The organism is Microvirga flavescens, from assembly GCF_003290125.1.
Classification (GTDB): domain Bacteria; phylum Pseudomonadota; class Alphaproteobacteria; order Rhizobiales; family Beijerinckiaceae; genus Microvirga; species Microvirga flavescens.
The window spans coordinates 40718-59238 of sequence record NZ_QMKH01000009.1 but is presented as its reverse complement, the minus strand read 5'-3'; the positions used below and the strand labels follow the sequence as shown (position 1 = coordinate 59238).

The window sequence follows — 18521 nt, the reverse complement described above, 5'->3', positions numbered from 1 at the left end:
TTCTTCTTGAGATCGCATGATCCGGGCGAACAACCGGTTTCCACTTGTTCTGATCATGCTCTAATCCTGCCACTCTTTGCTGAAGTGATCCCGCCAAGCCGGCTGCGCGTCCGGATAGGGCAGCGCCGTCGCCTCATAGACTCCGCGCGCGATGGCGCGGGTCAGGCAGTCGGTGGCGATGGCGGTCATTTCGGTGAACTCGGTGGGCTCGTCCTTCAACGGCCTGCGTCCCGTGGAAGCGGCGAAGACCGTGTCGCCGTCGAAGAGGGCATGAGCGAAGCGCAGGCCCCGTGCGAGTCCTCCGTGGGCGGCGATGGCGAGGCGCTTGGCCAGGCCCTTCGTCAGCACCGCGTCGGTGGCAACGAGTGCGATGGTGGTCGCCGGCTGCGGGCCGCCTTTCCAGATTAACTTGCGCTTTTCCGGCTCGATCTTTTGCGGCAGACCGAGACCGCCGAACTCGCCGTTCTCCTCGAACCCGCCGGCCCAGAAATGCGGGCCGTCGCCGATGACGGCGGAGGCGATTGAGTTGACGATCACCAGTGCGCCGACCGTGTGTCCAGTCGAGGTGACGGCGCTGGCGGAGCCGAGGCCGCCTTTCAGGTTCGCGGTTGTCGCGCCGTAGCCACCGCCGACGGTGCCGAGGGGGAAGTCGAGCCCCATCTTCTGCACGGCCTCGTACCCCAGCTCGCGATAGGGCGGATAGCGGCCCCAATCCTTATTGCCGCCATTGAGCAAGTCGAAAATCACCGCCTGCGAGACCAGCGGTACGCGGACATCCCTGACGGCGAAGCCGACGCCTTTTTCCCGTAACGCCGCCTGGACGCCGCTCGCCGCATCGAGCCCGAAGGCCGAGCCGCCGGAGAGGACGATGCCGTTGATGCCGGGGACCATCTTGTCCGGTTCAAGGAGGTCCGTCTCCCGCGTCCCCGGCGCGCCGCCGTGGATGGCGCAGGAGGTGACGGCAAAGCTGTCGAACAGGGCAACCGTGACGCCGGAGGCGAGGGCGGCGTCATGGGCGTTGCCGACCCGGATGCCTTCCACGTCCGTAATGAGGTTCCGAGGACCGAGCATGAGAAAAAGTCCACTCTGCGAAGCTTCAGGCTGCCCCAAGGCGGCAAGCGTGTATAGATAGGTTCGTGATCCACCGGAGCGCCATCGCCACGTGGCCCCTTCACAAGCGCGAGAACAGCCGTGCTGCCGCCTTTCGCCGGTGGACGGAAGGCATTAGAAGGCCTCATGCTCAACGTCTCGCTTCCCGCCGCCATGCTAGGCGGCTTCATCAGCTTCTTAAGCCCCTGCGTCCTGCCGCTGGTGCCGCCCTACCTGTCCTTCCTGGCGGGCACCACGTTCGATGAATTGCACGACGGGGACGACAAGGCCGTGCGCCGCCGCGCCATCGGGGCGGCGCTGCTTTTCGTGGCGGGTTTCGCGACCGTCTTCGTGCTCTTGGGCGCGACGGCTTCTGCTCTCGGACAGGTTGTCCGGCAATATCTCGACGTTCTGAGCGCCATTGCGGGCTTTGCCATCATCGTGATGGGCCTGCATTTCGTCGGCGTGTTCCGCGTTCATTTCCTCTATCGCGAGGCGCGCCTGCATATCGACAAGCCGATCGGGCTGTGGGGTGCTTATGTGATGGGTCTTGCCTTCGCCTTCGGGTGGACGCCCTGCATCGGGCCGGTGCTGGCGGCGATCCTCGCCGTGGCGGGATCGGAGGCGAGCGTCGCGCATGGCGCCGTCCTTCTCGCCGCCTATTCGGCGGGCCTTGGCATTCCGTTCCTGCTGGCGGCTTTCGCCATGAAACCCTTCACGCGTTTTCTCAAGCGCATGCATTCCCGCTTCATCGTGATCGAGAGAACGATGGGCGTGCTCCTGATCATAACAGGCCTTTCCTTCATTCCGAGCTTCTACTTCTTCGACAATCATCTTGCCGGTTGGATCACGCAGATGTCTTTTTGGCTTCTGGAGACGTTTCCGGTGCTTGGGCGGCTGGGCTGAGCCGGAGCAGAAATCGGGTCGTTCGGAGCGATGCTTTTTGCAAGAGTGACGGTCTACCAGGAGACCGTTTATGTCCTTTCAAGCACGCGGGCTTAACCCCGAAAGCTTCGAGCCGCTCTTCACCCTTTCCGATGGCGAGCTAGCCGCTGCGGGCGCGCGGCGCGTTTTCGCAGACGAGGTTGATGCCTATCCCTGCCGGATTTCGCTGACGCGGGTCGATCTCGGTTCGGAGCTTCTTCTCGTCAACCACACGCACCAGCCCACGCCGACCTCGCCCTATCGCGCCAGCGGCCCGATTTTCGTAAGCCGAGCCACTGAGGCTGGCGCATATCGTGATGAGCTGCCGCCCATCCTGCGCAACAGGCTGGTTTCGCTGCGCGCCTACGATGCGGCCGCCTTCATCGTGGATGCCGAGGTTGGAGAGAACGGGGAGGTAGAGCGCCTGATCGCGCGGTTTTTTGCCGATCCCGCCGTTTCCCATGTGGACGCGCATTTCGCGAAACGCGGATGCTTCGGGGCGCGCTTCATGCGGGATTGATCAAGACGTTCAGGTTTACAGGGGGCGCTTGACCTCATGCCCGGCTTTCACCAGCGCGGCGACGGCACGCTCCGTATCCAGCGCTTTCACGAGCACGTAATCCGTGCTGAAGGTCGAAGTGGCGAAGATACCGACCTTGGCGTCCGCCAGCGGCTGCAGAACTGATGCCAGAATGCCGGGGACACTGAAATCGAAGCTCTGCTCGATCCTCAGGCAGCGCCAGCCCGCGTCGACGATATGGGCCTTTGCCGGAGCTTCGCTCTCGGTGCAGACGAGGGTGGTTTCCTCAGCCGCGTGAACTACAAGACCGAAGCTGGTAGGTGGGGGAGGCGGAACCTGCGTCCCCGCCGCAAAGCGACAGACAGCGAAGCTGTCCGAAAGCAGGGACAATGTCAGGTTCGGCATCTTTCATCCTTCGCAAGTAAAAAGCCCGCCCCGGTCGCCCAGGGCGGGCTCGATCAGAATGCTTTAAGCCGACCGATTACATGCCGAGCTCGTTGCCCGAGTAGTCGATCTTGCCGTCGGCGCCCTTCTTCCAGACGTACATGATGTAGTCTGGACGGGTGATGTCGCCCTTCTTGTCGTAGGAGATGTCACCGATGACGGTCTTGAACGGCTTGCCGGAATGCATGACCTCGGCGACCTTCTTGCCGTCGAGCGAGCCGGCCTGCTTGGCGGCCTCGGCGAGGATCTGCGCTGCAGCGTAGCTGTAGAGCGTGTAGGCCTCGGGGTCGTAGTTCTTAGCCTTGAACTTGGCCACGACGTCCTTGGCGTTCGGGTTCTTGCGCGGATCCGGCGAGAAGGTCATCAGCGTGCCTTCGGCGCCCGGGCCGGCGATCGAGACGAACTCGGCCGACACGATGCCGTCGCCCGACATCATCGGGGCGTTGAGGCCCTGATCGCGCATCTGGCGGATGATGAGGCCGGCTTCCGTGTGGAGGCCGCCGTAGTAGACCACGTCCACGCCCGCCTGCTTCAGCTTCGAGACGAGAGCGGAGTAGTCCTTTTCACCCGGGTTGATGCCTTCATAGACCACTTCCTTGAGGCCCTTGGCGTTCATCGCCTTCAGGGTCTCGTCGGCAAGGCCCTTTCCGTAGGGGGTCTTGTCGTGGACGACGGCGACCTTCTTGCCCTTGAACTTGTCGGCGAGGTAGCCGCCCGCGACAGCGCCCTGCTGGTCGTCGCGGCCGCAGGTGCGGAAGGTGTTCCACATCTTGCGCTCGGTGAAGGTCGGGTTCGTCGAGGCCGGGGTGACCTGGACGATACCGGCTTCCTCATAGACCTGCGAGGCCGGGATCGAGACGCCGGAGTTGAAGTGACCGACGACGAACTTGACGCCTTCAGCCGCGAACTTGTTCGCCACCGAAACGCCCTGCTTGGGATCGGACACGTCGTCGCCGACGACGACCTGAAGCTTCTGTCCGTTGATGCCGCCGGCGGCGTTGATGTCCTCAACGGCCTGCTCGACGCCATTCTTCAGCTGCGCGCCGAAAGCGGCGTTCGGTCCCGTGATGGGGCCGGCGACGCCGATCTTGATCTGCGCGTTGGCCGCGCCCGAGAAGGCGAGGCCAAGACCGAGCGCGACGCTGGTCAACAGCATTTTCTTCATGAGGTAACTCCTCTGGGGTTTTTATCAGGTCCTTGATTGGGACCGGTTCAGCTGGGTCCTCGACCCGCCGTCCGGGTGACATCATGACTCTTTTTGAGCGGAAGTCACGCCGGAATTCTTGAACTTAGCCGTTGGGATGAGACACTTTTTCCCGCCATGAGAACGGTCCCGCCCGCTCATAGAGCCAGCGGTACTGGGTGGTCATCTGGCGGGCCCTGGTCTGCTGGAAGCTTAGCGACCCAATGATGATGAGAACGATGGTGTCGACCGCGTAGTAGTGGGGGGACAGGAGCGTTCCCTGGAAGAGGGCGAAGTGAATGAAGCGCACAGCGGCGCCCAGGATGAGCAGGTAGACAATCGACTGCCAGCGCGGACGCCAGGTCAGTGCGATGGCGCGCCCGGTCATCCATGCGGCGGAGCCGCCGAGGATGACGGTGATGAAGAGGAAGAGCCAGATCGACTGTTCTTCGTAGAGGATGCCCTGCATCAGTGATGCCCTCCCTCGAGATAGGCGGCGCGGACTTGCGGGTTCTCCAGCAATTCCTTGCCGGTGCCGCTCATGGTGATGTTGCCGGTCACCATCACGTAGCCGCGATGGGCGAGCCTGAGCGCGTGGTAGGCGTTCTGCTCCACAAGGAAGACCGTCATGCCGTCCTTCTTGTTCAGCTCCTTGATGATGTCGAAGATCTGCTTGACGATGAGGGGCGCGAGGCCCAGCGACGGTTCGTCGAGCAGGAGCAGCTTCGGGCGGCTCATGAGGGCGCGGGCGATGGCGAGCATTTGCTGTTCGCCGCCGGAGAGGGTGCCTCCGCGCTGTTGCAGGCGCTCCTTCAGGCGCGGGAAGAGGGTGCAGACCCGCTCCAGATCCTCGTTGAAGTGGGCCATGCCGTTGATGGACGCGCCCATCTGCAGGTTCTCGAAAACCGTCATGCGCGCGAAGATGCGGCGTCCTTCAGGCGACTGCGCGATGGACAGGCGCGCGATCTCGTGGGTCGGCATCTTGGTGATGTCCTGCCCCGCGAAGCGGATCGTGCCCTCCCTGGCGCGCGGATTGCCGAAGATCGTCATCATCAGGGTGGACTTGCCCGCCCCGTTGGCCCCGATCAGGGTGACGATCTCGCCCTCGTTCACGTCGATGTCGACGCCTTTGAGGGCGATGATGTTGCCATAGTAGGTTTTGACGCCGCGCACGCTGAGCAGGGGCTCGCGAGCGGCTTTCACGCCGATGTTCTGTTCAGCCATGCTCATGCGCCGATCTCCGCTTCGACCTTTGCGACCTCTTCGTCATCCACGCCGAGATAGGCGGCGATGACGCGCGGATCGTTCCTGACCTCGGAGGGCGTGCCGTCCGAGATCTTGGTGCCGTAATCGAGCACCACGACGTGGTCGGAGATCTGCATGACCACCGACATGTCGTGCTCGATGAGCAGGATCGACGTGCCGTGATCCTTGCGGATCGAGAGCAGGAGCTCGTTGAGTTCGAGCGACTCGCGCGGGTTGAGGCCCGCCGCCGGCTCGTCGAGGCACAACAGCACCGGATCGGTGCACATGGCGCGTGCGATCTCGAGACGGCGCTGGTCGCCATAAGGCAGATCGCCCGCCGGATCGTCGGCGCGGTCGATCAGGCGCGTCTTCTCGAGCCAATACTTCGCCCGTTCGATGGCCTTTTTCTCCGCCGCGCGATAGCCGCCGACGCCGAGAACGCCGAGGAAGGTGAAGCCCGAGGCGATCATCAGCGAGTTGTGCTGCGCGACGAGAAGGTTCTCGAGCACGGTCATGCCCGAGAACATGCGGATGTTCTGGAAGGTGCGGGCGACCTTGCCCTTCCAGTTGATGTGATGGCCGGGCAACCGCTCCAGAAAGAACTGCGTTCCGTCGGTCTTCTTGAGGGCCACCATGCCTTCTGTCGGCTTGTAGAAGCCAGTGATGCAGTTGAACACGGTGGTCTTGCCGGCGCCGTTGGGGCCGATGAGGGCGGTGATGTCGCCGCGTCCAGCCTTGAACGACAGGTCGTTGATGGCGACGAGGCCGCCGAAGCGCATCGTGAGATGCTGGACGTCGAGGACGGGATCTTGCTGCCAGCGCATTAGCCGTGTCCTTCCTTCACGAGCGAGCCTGAGATGGCCTTTCGCTCTTTCAACACAACGGAGGGTTCACGCTCTGAGATCAGGCCGCGCGGACGCCACACCATCATGGCGACCATGCCCGCGCCGAAGAGCAGGAGACGGTATTCGTTCGGGTCGAAGCTCTCGCCGAACACGGCTTTCAGGAAGGTCAGGTTGCGCAGCATCTCGGGGCCGGCGACCAGCACGATGGCCGCAATGGCCACACCGATCTGCGAGCCCATGCCGCCCAACACCACGATGGCGAGGATGATCGCCGATTCGAGGAAGTTGAAGCTTTCCGGTGAGACGAAGCCCTGGCGAACCGCGAAGAACGAACCCGCGAAACCGCCGAACATCGCGCCGATGGCGAAGGCCGTCAGCTTGGTGTTGGTGGTGTTGATGCCGAGCGAACGGCAGGCGATCTCGTCCTCGCGCAGCGCCTCCCAGGCGCGGCCGACCGGCAGCTTGCGCAGGCGCATGGTCACGAAGTTGGTGACGAGCGCCAGCACCAGGATCAGGTAATAGAGGAAGATGATCCGGTGCATATTGTTGAAGTCGAACCCGAACAGCGCGGCGAACCCGTCGTCACCCGAAGTGAAGGGAACACCGAAGAAGGTCACGCGCGGGATCGAGGAGATACCCGCGCCGCCGTTGGTGAGATCGACCCAGTTGATGAGAACAAGGCGGATGATCTCGCCGAAGGCGAGGGTCACGATGGCGAGATAGTCGCCGCGCAGGCGCAGCACCGGGAAGCCGAGGATCATGCCCCAGAAGGAGGCGAGGATGCCGGCGAGCGGCAGGCAGATCCAGAACGACAGGCCGAATGTGGTCGAGAGCAGCGCGTAGGAGTAAGCGCCGACCGCGTAGAACGCCACGTAGCCGAGATCGAGCAGGCCCGCGAGGCCGACCACGATGTTCAGGCCCCAGCCCAGCATCACATAGGTGAGGATGAGAATGCCGAGATCGACCCAGTAGCGGGATTCGTTCAGGCTGCCCTGGATCAGGTAGATGATCGCCGGGAAGGCGAGGGCGACGCCGAGAAACATCGGGATCGCGAATTTGGACACATGCTGGAACGCACTCGGTTCCGCATGCACCGGCTCGGTCGCCTGATGAGGCCCGGGCACCGCCTGTCGCGCTGCCCGCGTCGCCAGGAAGGCGTGCATGAGCAGGCGCAGTACGAAGACCCCGACGCAGATGACGGCGACGAGTTCCCAGCGCGACCGCAGGAAGAGGTCGGAGCCGTTCTGCTCCGTCTTGTAGGACAGGATCGGGATCGATAGGCCGAGGGTGATGAGGGCCGTGATTGCGCTGTCTTTCAGCGCCGCGCCGAGGTTGAAGCGGCTCGGGACCGCCGTGTCCTGGCTGGATGTGGTGGTGATGGAAGGAGCGTTCATGATGGTGCGGCCCCTTAGACTTTTTCGACTTCCGGCCGTCCGAGAATACCGGAGGGCATGAAGATCAGGACGATTGCGAGGATCGAGAACGCGGCCACGTCCTTGTACTCGATCGAGAAGTAAGCGGACCAGAAGGTCTCGATGAGGCCGATGATGAGGCCGCCGAGCACCGCTCCCGGCAGGGAGCCGATGCCACCGAGCACGGCCGCCGTGAAGGCCTTCACGCCGGGCACGAAGCCGTCGGCGAAGCTCACCACGCCGTAATAGAGCAGGTACATGGTGCCCGCGACCGAGGCGAGCGCCGCGCCGATCACGAAGGTGAGCGAGATCGTCTTGTCCACGTCGATGCCGAGCAGCGAGGCCATCTTGCGGTCCTGCTCACAGGCGCGCTGGGCGCGCCCGAGGGAGGTCTTCTGCACGAGGTACCAGAAGATCGTCAGCAGCACCGCGGTGGTCAGCATGATGATGATCTGCTTGTAGGACAAAGCCACCGTATAGCCGGCCTCGCTCTGATAGAGGACGATCACGTCCCGCACCATCGGAGCGGTCGGCTTGTTGCGCGCGCCTTGGGCAACCTGCACAAAATTCGACAGGAAGATGGACACGCCGATGGCCGAGATCAGCGGCGCGAGGCGGAACGAGCCGCGCAGGGGCCGATAGGCGATCCGCTCGATGGCCCAGCCCCACAGCGAGGTGAGGATCATCGAAAGCACCAGCACGATCAAAAGCGCCAGCACGATCGAGGATATGCCGAGCCAGGTCGTGAGGATGAGAAAGAAAATCAGCGCGATGAACGCGGAGAGCATGAAAACGTCGCCGTGGGCGAAGTTGACCATGCCGATGATGCCGAAAACCATCGTGTAGCCGATGGCAATGAGGCCGTAGATCGACCCCAGCGTCAGCCCATTGATGAGCTGCTGCAAAAAGATATCCATGTCCTGCCCTTGCCCCCTCTGGATGGGGTCTTTGTTGGGAATGTTGCAGCAAAGCACGATGCAAGACCGAGGCCAAGCCCAACATTTCGGAGCAGCGTCTCTATCAAGCGCGTTCTGGACCGGCAATGACGCCTAAAGGAGGGGGTGAAAACTTAACAATATTGTTTTCTGGCGGAGTCGATGCGCTTTTAAAGTGCCCTCAGGGAAACCATATCTCTCGTATGCTCTTGCGCTCCCTTGAAAAGGGTGGGAGACGCGATCACAGATCATGATCCTGAAAGCGCCTCCTCTCGATTCCGCAGCCCGTTCCGAACTCGACCCCATGCTCTTCCGGGAAGGCATGAGCCGGGTCGCTGCGGCCGTCCACGTGGTCACGACGGATGGCCCCGCCGGGCGGGCTGGTTTCACGGCGACCGCCGTCACCCCCGTCACGGATACGCCCGCCTCGCTTCTGGTGTGCGTCAATTCGTCAGGGCGTTCGGTCAAGTCCCTGCTCCAGAACGGTGTGTTCTGCGTCAACACCCTGAGCGCCGACGACGTGGCGGTTGCCGACACCTTTGCCGGGCGCAAGGGATTGATAGGCCCGGATCGCTTTTCTGTCGGCATTTGGGACAGATCCGAGGCTGGTCTGCCTCGTCTCACCACTGGCCTCGTCGCTTTCGACTGCCGTATTTCCGAGGCGAGGCGCGTGGCGACCCACCACGTCATCATCGGCGAGATCCTCGCTGTCGCTCTGGGAGACCGGCGCGCGCCGCTGATCTATCAGGGGCGAGCCTACCACCGTCTCTGACCGGGCACGCTAGTCCCTTGCTCTGGCCGCCTTGGCTTTCGAACTCCATCCGGTCAGTTGAACGAAACCGTCGCTCGCTGCGACGACGAGATGGTTCCTGTGTCGGTGGGCAAGGGTTCCGGGCCGGTATTCGTGATGTTCCGTCCAGCCGTCGGCGCTCCAGACATGGAGAAGCCTCGACTGGATCTCGGCCACGCTTTCGATGGAGCCGAAGGCGTTTACCCGCCGCAGCACGTCCTCCACGCCCCGCGTCCAATCGAGGGTCCGGTCCTTTTGGGTGATCCGGGGCCAGTAGCTGCCCGCCCCCTGAGGTTTCGCCTGCGCCCACAGGTTCGGGAGGTCCTCAGCGAGTGCATGCGCCATTCGCTTTCCCGCCATCTGGCACTTGGCCAGAAGCGTGTCGTGGGTTTCGCCCTTCGTGAGGGGAAACAGGTCCTGAGTCAGGATCGGGCCCGTGTCGAAGGAGGGCGCGAGTGCGTGAACGGTCATGCCCCATTCCGGAAGGCTGTCGAGCACCGCCCGAAAGAGCGGATAGGGGCCTCGGCCCTGCGGCAGGGGAGAGGGGTGGAAATTGACCGCATAGGGGATATGCCCCTCCCAGCCCGTGATGAGCCAGGGATAGCCCGCGACGATCAGCGCCTCGCAGCCCTGTTCCCGCAACTGCGCGAGATCGGAGGGCAGGATTCGCGACATCTGGACCGGCACGTTCAGGGAATGTGCCTTTGAGATGGTTACGTCGTTGAAGTCGTAGACAGCGTCGCAAGGTCGGCTGAACAGCTTCAGCGGCTGCCAGCCCCTGTCGAGCAACGTCAGGAAAACGTCGCCGAGGAAATCGATTCCGGCGAAGGCGAAGCGCATGAGTCTCCCCGATCCACGGCGCGGCGAGCCGGACGTTGTCCGGTTTGGATATCAATAGGAGAGGGGAGGGTTCGGATAAAGTGTCCCTTCGGGAGAGCTGTCCCCAAAGGTGTTGAAAGGCGGAGCAAGCCTTACCGCGACGCAAAGTCCCTCGCGAGCCCGGAACCGGTCAAAAGCGCGACGGTTGAATCCTTGTCGATCAAGCTTGCTTTGCCGGAGAAAAAGGCATGGTGTCGCAAGACTTTATCCGCCAACTCGAAGGCTATGGCCTGACCACGGCCAAGATCCTCTACCGCATGCCGGATCATCCCGGATTGCTGCAGACCTATATCTGGCAGGAGTACGATCTCGCTCCGCGTTTCCCGGTGCTCCGGGACTTTCTCAGGTTCTGGAAGAGGGAGCTTGAAGGGCCGCTGCACTCCGTGACTGTCGCCCACGCTCGTTTGATAGGGCCGACCGAATTCAGAGCCATAGAGGGGGAGCTGACCCTGCATTGACGGGCAGGGTGAAGTTCAACGTGGTGAAGTTCAACTTGGCCCGCGTCCGCATCTCGGATAGACAAGGCTCTCCGAGCGATATCAGATCCCCAAGGCTCCTTGTTCCCAAACGCGCGCACTTCCGAGATTTTGGCCGAGCTTGCGGCTCAGCCGACCGAACGCGTGAGCGTTTCGGATATCGTGGCGGTGTTGCGGGATCGCGCCTTCGCGCTGCTCGTCGTGCTGCTCGGCTTGCCGAACTGCCTGCCCATGCCGCCGCCGATCCCGCTGATCTGCGGCCTGCTTCTGGCGCTGGTGGCGCTTCAGATCATCTTTGGCCGGCCCACGCCGTGGCTGCCGCAGACTCTTCTCAACCGCTCCATTGCCCGGGCCGACGTGGAGCGCGCCGTGGCGCGGGCCTTGCCGATTTTCCAGAAGCTGGAACGCTTCAGCCGCCCCCGGCTCACCTTCCTTGAAGATACGCCCTTGGCGATGCGCCTCATGGGCGTGATCCTGCTGGTGATGGCCCTCGGCCTTCTCTTCGCGCCGCCCTTCATCGGGCAGATCCCCTTGGGCCTTGCCGTCTGCCTCGTCGGCCTCGGGCTCGTGGAACGGGATGGCGTCGTGGTGATGGGCGGGCTCGTCATCGGCCTGTTCGGCCTGACCCTCAGCCTCGGCTTCGTTTATGCGATCCTGTCAGGGCTGGAGAGCGTGTTTTAAGCTTGTGAAACTTGGCCTTGACCGTCGTGCGGGCTGGCCATGAAGGTGGCTCAAGGTGACGCCGACCAAGGAGTGTTCCTTCTGATCTGTGGGTTGGCAAACAGATACTCTCGCCGCTCTATACCATCGCACAAGCACATCACTGTGTCGCTTACATGGTGATCTGTGGTCGGGCCGTACATGCCTGGGTACACGAAAAGAATTAAATGCGTATTCTCGTTAAACGACATGCGAACGAGGGATGAAAGGTTTCTGACCGTAGTACAACCCGATATGTCATCGAATACCGTGCAGGGTGGTCCGAACCTGATCTCATCCGGGAAGGGCTGTGCACGCTTCGCCGGTAGGTCCGCGGCCATGGCGGCGCCAGCCATCACCGCGAGCAATGCAATCGGACCGACGATCCTTCTTATAAATCGCTTTGGGTTCATGCGTAGAACGTAGTTTGCAACCAGTGTTTGTTGCAACATCGTTCTGCTGAAGCTCAAATCAACCGCAAGCCCTTCAGGCTCGAATGCCCCTCGCGGCCGACGATGATGTGGTCGTGCACGGCGATGCCGAGGGGCTTGGCGACCTCGATGATGTCCCGCGTCATGGTGATGTCGGCGGTGGAGGGCGTGGGATCGCCAGAGGGATGATTGTGCACGAGGATCAGGGCCGAGGCCGAGAGTTCCAGCGCCCGCTTCACCACCTCGCGCGGATAGACCGGCGTGTGGTCCACGGTACCCGATTGCTGCACCTCGTCGGCGATGAGGGCGTTGCGCTTGTCGAGGAAGAGCAGGCGGAACTGCTCCTTGTCCATGAAGGCCATGGCCGTGCGGCAATAATCGAGCACGGAGGTCCATGAGGACAGGACGGGGCGCTTGGACACCTCGCCCTTGGCGAGGCGGCGCGCGGCGGCCTCAACGACCTTCAGGTCCGTGACGATGCTCTCCCCTATGCCGCCGACTTCGAGCAGCCGGGCGGGCGGAGCTGCAAGCACTTCCGCGAAGCTGCCGAAGCGCTTCAGGAGGTCTTTCGCGATTGGCTTCACGTCCCGGCGGGGGATAGAGCGGAAGAGAACGAGTTCCAGAAGCTCGTAGTCGGGCAGCGCGTCGCCGCCCGCCTCATTGAAGCGGGCGCGCAGCCGGTCCCGATGGCCGTGATAATGCGGCGTGTCGTCCTGATCGCTCATGCGGAAGGCGTGTAGGGCGGTTGGTCATAGCCCTTGGGCGAGAGGGTGAAGATCTCGACTCCGGTTTCCGTCACGCCGACCGTGTGCTCGAATTGCGCGGACAGCGAGCGGTCGCGGGTCACGGCGGTCCAGCCGTCAGAGAGAACCTTCACCTGCGGACGGCCAAGATTGATCATGGGCTCGACCGTGAAGAACATGCCGGCCTTCAGCTCCACGTTATAAGAGGGTTCGACATAGTGCAGGATCGTCGGCGCGTCGTGGAACACGCGGCCGAGGCCGTGACCGCAGAAATCGCGCACCACGGAGCAGCGTTCGGCTTCTGCATAGGATTGGATCGCCGCGCCGATATCGTTCGTCGTCGCGCCCGGCTTGATGACGGCGATGCCGCGCATCAGGCACTCGTAGGTGATCTCGCACAGGCGCTGGGCGCGGCGGGGAACCTCGCCGACATAGTACATGCGGCTCGAATCCCCATGCCAGCCGTCGAGGATCAGCGTCACGTCGATATTGACGATATCGCCCTCGCGCAGCGGCTTGTCGTTGGGAATGCCGTGGCAGACCACATGGTTGATCGAGGTGCAGATGGTCTTGTTGTAGCCGCGGTAATAAAGGCAGGCCGGGTAGGCCCCGTTATCCATCGCGAACTCGAAGATCAACTTGTCGAGAAAGTCCGTCGAAACGCCCGGGCGAACGTGGTCCACCAGCAGATCGAGCCCCTCTGCGGCCAAACGTCCGGCCCGCCGCATGCCCTCGAAGGCCTCGGGGCCGTGGAGGGGAATCTGGGGTAAGCGGGTGCGCCCGGCGGTTTCGAGTTCGGTCATGGGGGATCCTGTTTGTCCCGGAATGTAAGCATTGTTGCGTGTGACGCAAGCAAGGAGCGACCCTGGCTCGCTTGCGATTATGGCGCGAGAATGCCAAGAGCAACTCTCAATCCTCAAATTTTGCGTCCTGGCTTCTTTTGAAAATGTCCGATTCCCGCCCCTATGGGGCCTATGCCCCGTCCGGTCTCGTCCAATGGCTCCTGGCGCGCACCCGCGCCATGTCGAGCGAATGGCCGGCCCGGCGCTTTTCCTTCCTGCTCCGCAATGTCGCGATCAGATTGCTGAAGGGCCAGCCCCTCGATGTGGAGGCGCTCGGGGCCAAGATGAGAATCTACCCCTATCGCAATGTCTGCGAGAAGAAGATCCTGTTCACGCCGCAGTTCTTCGATCCGCAGGAGCGGGCGGTTCTCGAATCGCGGATCAAGGAAGGTTTCACCTTCGTGGATATCGGCGCGAATGTCGGCGGCTATACGCTGTTTGTCGCCGCACGGGCCGGCAACAAGGCGAAGATCGTGGCCATCGAGCCGCAGCCGGATATCTTCGACCGCCTCACCTACAACATCAGCCAGAACCCCTTCGGCACCGTGAAGGCGATTGCCTGCGCCATCGCCGACAAGGCGGGCGAGCTGACCCTGTTCCTCGACCCGAACAACAAGGGCGAGTCGAGCGTGAAGATCGTGGGGCCCAACCAGTCCGAGGCGATCAGGGTTCCCGCAATCCCGCTTTTGGACCTGATCCGGCAAGAGGGCTTTTCGCACGTCGATGCGGTCAAGCTCGACGTGGAAGGGGCGGAGGACTTGATCCTCGATCCGTTCCTGCGCGATGCGCCGGCGGAACTCCTGCCGTCGCTTCTCCTCATGGAAAACGGGCGGGGACAGTGGCAGATCGACCTTCAAAAGCGTCTGGAGCAGCGGGGCTACAAGCTCATCCTGCAAACCCGGATGAACCTGGTTTTCGAACGCGTCAAGGCGGCGTGACGATCTCCACCGGGCGGTCGATCACGACTTCATCCGGCGTGATCCGGCAGGCGTAGGCGTAAGATTCGACGCCAGCCGCGAGGGCGTGACGAAACGCTTTGTCATAGGCAGGGTCGATATCCCGCGCGACGTCGAACCGGTCGGCGTCCATCTGGATCACATAGACGAGGGCGGCCCTCGCTCCGGCGGCAACCATGTCGGTAAGTTCGTAGAGGTGTTTCGCGCTCCTCGCCGCCACGCAGTCGGGAAATTCGGCAAAGCGCGGCTGGCGCATGAGGTGGCAGTTCTTCACCTCGAGATAGCAGGGCGGTTCGCCGTCCTTCTCCAGCAGAAAATCGACACGGCTGGCGCGGCCGTATTTCACTTCCGGCCTCACGCGGTCGTAGCGGGAAAACGGGGCGAGGCGCTTTTCCCGTAGCGCCTCCGCGACGAGGGCGTTGGGGCGGGACGTGTTGATGCCGATCCATTGATCTGGCCCGCCGCCCGCTGCGACCTCCACCAGTTCCCAGTTGTACTTGAGCTTCCGGGCCGGGTTCGTCGCCCGCGACAGAAGCACCCGGCTTCCCGGCGCATTGAGCCCGAGCATCGCGCCGGGATTGGCGCAATGAGCCGTGATCCGCTCGCCGGAGGAAAGGTCGATGTCGGCCAGAAAGCGCTTGTAGCGCTGGACGAGGCGGCCTTCGATCAGAGGTTCGGAAAAGCGCATGGGAATGGAGGCTCGTAGCGATGAATAGGCTTCGTAACAGGGGAGAAGCCTCGCCTTCAACCGAAGGCTTGCTTGAGGTCTCGCCGTTCCGGCGTTAAACGCCTTGAAAAGGATCGTTGCGCATGACCGCTTCCGTCACAGCCGCTCTTCTCGTCATCGGTGATGAGATTCTTTCCGGGCGGACCAAGGACAAGAATATCGGCTACATCGCCGATTATCTGACCGCCATCGGGATCGACCTTTCCGAGGTGCGGATCGTCCCCGATATGGAGGACGAGATCGCCGCCGCGGTCAATGCTCTTCGCCAGCGATACACCTACCTCTTCACCACGGGCGGCATCGGCCCGACCCACGACGACATCACCGCCGACAGCATCGCCAAGGCCTTCGGCGTTGCCATCGACCACGACCCGCGCGCGGTGGCGCTGTTGCGCGAGCGTTATCAGGAACATGAGCTGACCGCCGCGCGCCTTCGCATGGCGCGCATTCCCCACGGGGCGGACCTGATCGAGAACCCGATTTCGAAAGCGCCCGGTTTCAGGATCGGCAATGTGATCGTGATGGCCGGCGTTCCCTCCATCATGCAGGCGATGCTCGATCTCGTCGCGCCGACACTCCAGACAGGCGCGCGCATGGTGGTCGAAACCGTCGACGCCGGATCGCTCGGGGAGGGCGCTTACGGCGACGGGCTGGCGCGGATCGCGGCAGAACATGCCGAGGTTTCCATCGGCTCCTACCCCTCCTTTACCTCCACCGGCTTCAACAACCAGATCGTGATCCGGGCCAAGGATGCCGAGGCCGTCTCAAGGGTGGCAAAGGCCGTGCGCGCTCTGGTGGAAAGCCTGAAATCCGACCGCGTTCCTCTTTAAACCTCCTGTCTCTTTGGCGAGCAAAACGATGTCTCCTACTTCTCCGAAAGCCTTCCCCGTCTCCTGGGATCAGTTCCACCGCGATGCCCGCGCGCTGGCGTGGCGTCTGGCCTCGGCTGGTCCGTTCGAGGCCATCGTCTGCATTACACGCGGGGGTCTGGTGCCCGCCGCCATCGTTGCCCGCGAGCTCGATATCCGCCTGATCGAGAGCGTGTGCATCGCGAGCTACCATGACTACAAGAACCAGGGCGAGCTGCGCGTGCTGAAAGACATCGCCCCCTCGATCAAGGCCATCGGCGATGGCTCGGGCCGCGGCGTTCTTGTGATCGACGATCTGACCGACACGGGCAAAACGGCCAAGATGGTGCGCGAGATGCTGCCCAACGCGCATTTCGCGACCGTTTATGCAAAGCCCATCGGTCGGCCGATGGTCGAAACCTTCGTGACCGAGGTCAGCCAGGACACCTGGATCTATTTCCCGTGGGACATGGGCCTCAGCTACCAGGCCCCGATCACGGAGGGCGCCGCCGGCTGAGCGGGCGTTTTCGATTAAAGGATCGTCCAATGGCCGAATTCGACATAGCTCGCACGCGCACCAGCCTTTTCGGCGCCCTTCTCGACGCGCGGACAAGGTTCGGCGGCAACAAGATCGCCCTTGAGGATCTGGAGCGGCAGCCCATCAGCTTCGGCCGTCTGGTGCTCGGCGCGCTGGTGCTGGGCCGCAAGCTCGCGGGCTTCACCGAGCCGCGCGAGACGGTGGCCGTGCTCCTGCCAAACGTTCAGGGCGTTGCCGTCGTCCTGTTCGGGCTCAACGCCTTTGGCCGTGTTCCGGCCCTGCTGAATTTCACGGCGGGCCTGAAGAACCTGACGGCGGCCTGCGAGGTCGCGAAGATCCGCACCATCGTCACCTCCCGCCGGTTCGTGGAGCAAGGCAAGCTCGATGACGTGGTCGCTGCCTTGGGCGAAGGGCGTAATGTCCTGTGGCTCGAGGACGTGCGCAAGGAGATTACCAGCCTCGACAAGCTGCTCGGCCTCCTTGGCAGCTTCTTCGCGCGCACGGTGCACAGAAAATCCGGCGTGCAGCCGGACGATGCGGGTGTCGTGCTGTTCACCTCGGGCTCGGAAGGTAAGCCGAAGGCGGTCGTTCTCTCGAACGCCAACCTTGTGGCGAACGCCCTTCAGGTGAAGGCCCATGCTGGCGACGTGCTGCGCCCGGCCGATGTGTTTTTCAATCCGCTGCCCGTCTTCCATTCCTTCGGCCTGACGGCGGGCCTTTTGACGCCCGTGCTCAACGGCATGAAAACGGTGCTCTACCCGAGTCCGCTTCATTACAGGCAGATCCCGAAGCTGATCGGCGGCACGCAGGCGACCATCGTTCTCGCCACGGATACCTTTCTTCAGGGCTATGCCCGCGCCGCCGACGGGAACGATCTTGCAAGCGTGCGCTATGTGATCGCCGGAGCCGAGCGCGTGAAGGACGAGACGCGCCGCCTGTGGGATCGTTACGGCACGACGATCCTCGAAGGATACGGGGCGACTGAATGCTCGCCGGTCATCGCCGTGAGCCTGCCTCACCGCAGCAGGACGGGTAGCGTCGGGCCCTTCCTGCCGGGCATCGAGTGGCGGCTCGAGCCGGTCGAAGGCATTCACGAAGGCGGTCGCCTCGTGGTGCGCGGGCCCAATGTGATGAAGGGTTATCTCGACCCCAATGGCTCGGGCGCTATCGAGCCGCCACCGGAAGGGTGGTACGACACCGGCGATATCGTCACCGTCGATGACGGCCTCGTGACCATACGCGGGCGCGCCAAGCGTTTCGCGAAGATCGGCGGCGAAATGATTTCGCTCGCGGCTGTCGAGAGCCTGGCGCAGACCCTGTGGCCCGATTCCAACCATGTCGTCGTCGCCTTGCCGGACCCGCGCAAGGGCGAGCAGATCGTGCTGATCACCGACAAGCCCGATGCGGATCGCGACGTCCTGCTGGCCCATGCCCGCGATCAGGGTTATCCGGAATTGTGGGTTCCCAAGGCCATCCTTGTTTCGGGCATTCCGGTGCTCGGCTCGGGCAAGACCGATTATGCGGCGGCGGTGGAGATGGCCCGGCGTCTGCAGCCGATGCTGTGACGCACCGGTATCCGTTGAAGCCTGCTTTTCCTCGCCAATATAAAAAGGTGCAGCCGATGCAAGGCGTGAGCCCGAGCCTGAGAGTGAGGGAACCGAAATGCGAAATCTTGCCGCCGCTCTTGCCCTTTTTGCCTTGACGACCGGTGCCTTCGCGCAATCGCGACCGATGACGACGAGCATGACCTGCTCGCAGGCGATGCTGACCGTGACGACACACGGGGCCATCGTGCTGGGTACGGGCCAATACACCTATGACCGCTTTGTCCGGGACAGCAACTTCTGCGAAGTAGGCGAGTATCCGGACCCGGCCTATGCCCCGACGCGGGATGTGCGGCAATGCTTCATCGGTTATCGCTGCCGTACCGGACCCAATGATCTTTGGTGATTGAGACGCCTTGATTCTCAAGGGAGATGGTTCCCTTGGGGAAGT

General features: G+C 62.8%; 21 protein-coding genes and 1 pseudogene. 10 read left to right on the top strand and 12 right to left on the bottom strand.

The window, feature by feature from the left end:
- Positions 1-60: 60 nt before the first annotated feature.
- A complete protein-coding gene (locus tag DQW91_RS15340) occupies positions 61-1071 on the bottom strand; it encodes a P1 family peptidase (RefSeq protein ID WP_112664522.1) in 1011 nt (336 codons plus the stop codon).
- 165 nt (positions 1072-1236) lie between these two features.
- Here DQW91_RS15340 and DQW91_RS15335 point away from each other — a divergent pair, with 165 nt between their 5' ends.
- Positions 1237-1995, top strand: a complete 759-nt coding sequence (locus DQW91_RS15335) for a cytochrome c biogenesis CcdA family protein (RefSeq protein ID WP_112664521.1) — start codon at positions 1237-1239, stop codon at positions 1993-1995.
- A 70-nt stretch (positions 1996-2065) separates the two neighbouring features.
- On the top strand, positions 2066-2533 hold the full coding sequence (locus tag DQW91_RS15330; RefSeq protein ID WP_112664520.1) for a DUF1203 domain-containing protein: 468 nt from the start codon (positions 2066-2068) through the stop codon (positions 2531-2533).
- A 15-nt stretch (positions 2534-2548) separates the two neighbouring features.
- Here the strand turns inward: DQW91_RS15330 and DQW91_RS15325 are convergent, their stop codons facing one another.
- From DQW91_RS15325 to DQW91_RS15295, 7 genes and pseudogenes are all read right to left on the bottom strand, one after another.
- Positions 2549-2938 (bottom strand): ACT domain-containing protein, encoded by a 390-nt coding sequence (locus tag DQW91_RS15325; protein WP_112664519.1) that lies wholly within the window; start codon positions 2936-2938, stop codon positions 2549-2551.
- Positions 2939-3014: 76 nt separating this feature from the next.
- On the bottom strand, positions 3015-4142 hold the full coding sequence (locus tag DQW91_RS15320; RefSeq protein ID WP_198411884.1) for a branched-chain amino acid ABC transporter substrate-binding protein: 1128 nt from the start codon (positions 4140-4142) through the stop codon (positions 3015-3017).
- Positions 4143-4266: 124 nt separating this feature from the next.
- Entirely contained in the window at positions 4267-4629 is a 363-nt protein-coding gene (locus DQW91_RS15315) for a DUF6867 family protein (protein WP_112664518.1), read from the bottom strand.
- The gene (locus tag DQW91_RS15310) at positions 4629-5390 is read right to left on the bottom strand and encodes an ABC transporter ATP-binding protein (protein ID WP_198411883.1); all 762 of its coding nucleotides are present in this window, start codon (positions 5388-5390) and stop codon (positions 4629-4631) included. The genes DQW91_RS15315 and DQW91_RS15310 overlap by 1 nt, the downstream gene beginning before the upstream one ends.
- A 23-nt stretch (positions 5391-5413) precedes the next feature.
- Positions 5414-6229, bottom strand: a pseudogene (locus tag DQW91_RS15305) (ABC transporter ATP-binding protein); the annotation flags it as partial.
- A complete protein-coding gene (gene livM / locus DQW91_RS15300) occupies positions 6229-7644 on the bottom strand; it encodes a high-affinity branched-chain amino acid ABC transporter permease LivM (protein ID WP_112664516.1) in 1416 nt (471 codons plus the stop codon). The pseudogene DQW91_RS15305 and the gene livM, both read right to left, overlap by 1 nt.
- A gap of 14 nt (positions 7645-7658) precedes the next feature.
- Positions 7659-8579: a branched-chain amino acid ABC transporter permease gene (locus tag DQW91_RS15295; RefSeq protein ID WP_112664515.1), complete on the bottom strand. Its 921-nt coding sequence runs from the start codon at positions 8577-8579 to the stop codon at positions 7659-7661.
- A gap of 268 nt (positions 8580-8847) precedes the next feature.
- Here DQW91_RS15295 and DQW91_RS15290 point away from each other — a divergent pair, with 268 nt between their 5' ends.
- A complete protein-coding gene (locus tag DQW91_RS15290) occupies positions 8848-9369 on the top strand; it encodes a flavin reductase family protein (protein WP_112664514.1) in 522 nt (173 codons plus the stop codon).
- A 9-nt stretch (positions 9370-9378) separates the two neighbouring features.
- On the opposite strand, the gene DQW91_RS15285 is transcribed toward DQW91_RS15290, so the two are convergent.
- Positions 9379-10227 carry a methionyl-tRNA formyltransferase gene (locus DQW91_RS15285; RefSeq protein WP_112664513.1) on the bottom strand — a complete coding sequence of 283 codons (849 nt, stop codon included), beginning with the start codon at positions 10225-10227 and terminating at the stop codon, positions 9379-9381.
- A 227-nt stretch (positions 10228-10454) separates the two neighbouring features.
- Here DQW91_RS15285 and DQW91_RS15280 point away from each other — a divergent pair, with 227 nt between their 5' ends.
- Positions 10455-10724 carry an usg protein gene (locus DQW91_RS15280; RefSeq protein ID WP_112664512.1) on the top strand — a complete coding sequence of 90 codons (270 nt, stop codon included), beginning with the start codon at positions 10455-10457 and terminating at the stop codon, positions 10722-10724.
- Positions 10725-10823: 99 nt separating this feature from the next.
- Positions 10824-11423: an exopolysaccharide biosynthesis protein gene (locus tag DQW91_RS15275; RefSeq protein WP_112664511.1), complete on the top strand. Its 600-nt coding sequence runs from the start codon at positions 10824-10826 to the stop codon at positions 11421-11423.
- A 484-nt stretch (positions 11424-11907) separates the two neighbouring features.
- Here DQW91_RS15275 and radC read toward each other — a convergent pair whose 3' ends face one another.
- On the bottom strand, positions 11908-12597 hold the full coding sequence (gene radC, locus DQW91_RS15265) for a RadC family protein (protein ID WP_112664509.1): 690 nt from the start codon (positions 12595-12597) through the stop codon (positions 11908-11910).
- Positions 12594-13418 (bottom strand): type I methionyl aminopeptidase, encoded by an 825-nt coding sequence (gene map / locus DQW91_RS15260; RefSeq protein WP_112664508.1) that lies wholly within the window; start codon positions 13416-13418, stop codon positions 12594-12596. The genes radC and map overlap by 4 nt, the downstream gene beginning before the upstream one ends.
- Positions 13419-13561: 143 nt before the next feature.
- Between map and DQW91_RS15255 the strand changes: the two genes are divergently transcribed.
- Positions 13562-14395 carry an FkbM family methyltransferase gene (locus DQW91_RS15255; protein WP_112664549.1) on the top strand — a complete coding sequence of 278 codons (834 nt, stop codon included), beginning with the start codon at positions 13562-13564 and terminating at the stop codon, positions 14393-14395.
- On the opposite strand, the gene sfsA is transcribed toward DQW91_RS15255, so the two are convergent.
- The gene (gene sfsA, locus DQW91_RS15250) at positions 14382-15101 is read right to left on the bottom strand and encodes a DNA/RNA nuclease SfsA (protein WP_112664507.1); all 720 of its coding nucleotides are present in this window, start codon (positions 15099-15101) and stop codon (positions 14382-14384) included. The two genes, DQW91_RS15255 and sfsA, sit on opposite strands and share 14 nt — an antisense overlap.
- A 122-nt stretch (positions 15102-15223) precedes the next feature.
- Here sfsA and DQW91_RS15245 point away from each other — a divergent pair, with 122 nt between their 5' ends.
- From DQW91_RS15245 to DQW91_RS15230, 4 genes are all read left to right on the top strand, one after another.
- The gene (locus DQW91_RS15245; RefSeq protein WP_112664506.1) at positions 15224-15970 is read left to right on the top strand and encodes a competence/damage-inducible protein A; all 747 of its coding nucleotides are present in this window, start codon (positions 15224-15226) and stop codon (positions 15968-15970) included.
- Between the two features lie 28 nt (positions 15971-15998).
- Positions 15999-16505 carry a xanthine phosphoribosyltransferase gene (gpt, locus tag DQW91_RS15240; RefSeq protein ID WP_112664505.1) on the top strand — a complete coding sequence of 169 codons (507 nt, stop codon included), beginning with the start codon at positions 15999-16001 and terminating at the stop codon, positions 16503-16505.
- Between the two features lie 29 nt (positions 16506-16534).
- Entirely contained in the window at positions 16535-18091 is a 1557-nt protein-coding gene (locus tag DQW91_RS15235; protein ID WP_112664504.1) for an AMP-binding protein, read from the top strand.
- A gap of 97 nt (positions 18092-18188) precedes the next feature.
- Positions 18189-18476 (top strand): hypothetical protein, encoded by a 288-nt coding sequence (locus DQW91_RS15230; protein ID WP_112664503.1) that lies wholly within the window; start codon positions 18189-18191, stop codon positions 18474-18476.
- The last annotated feature ends 45 nt before the right edge of the window (positions 18477-18521 follow it).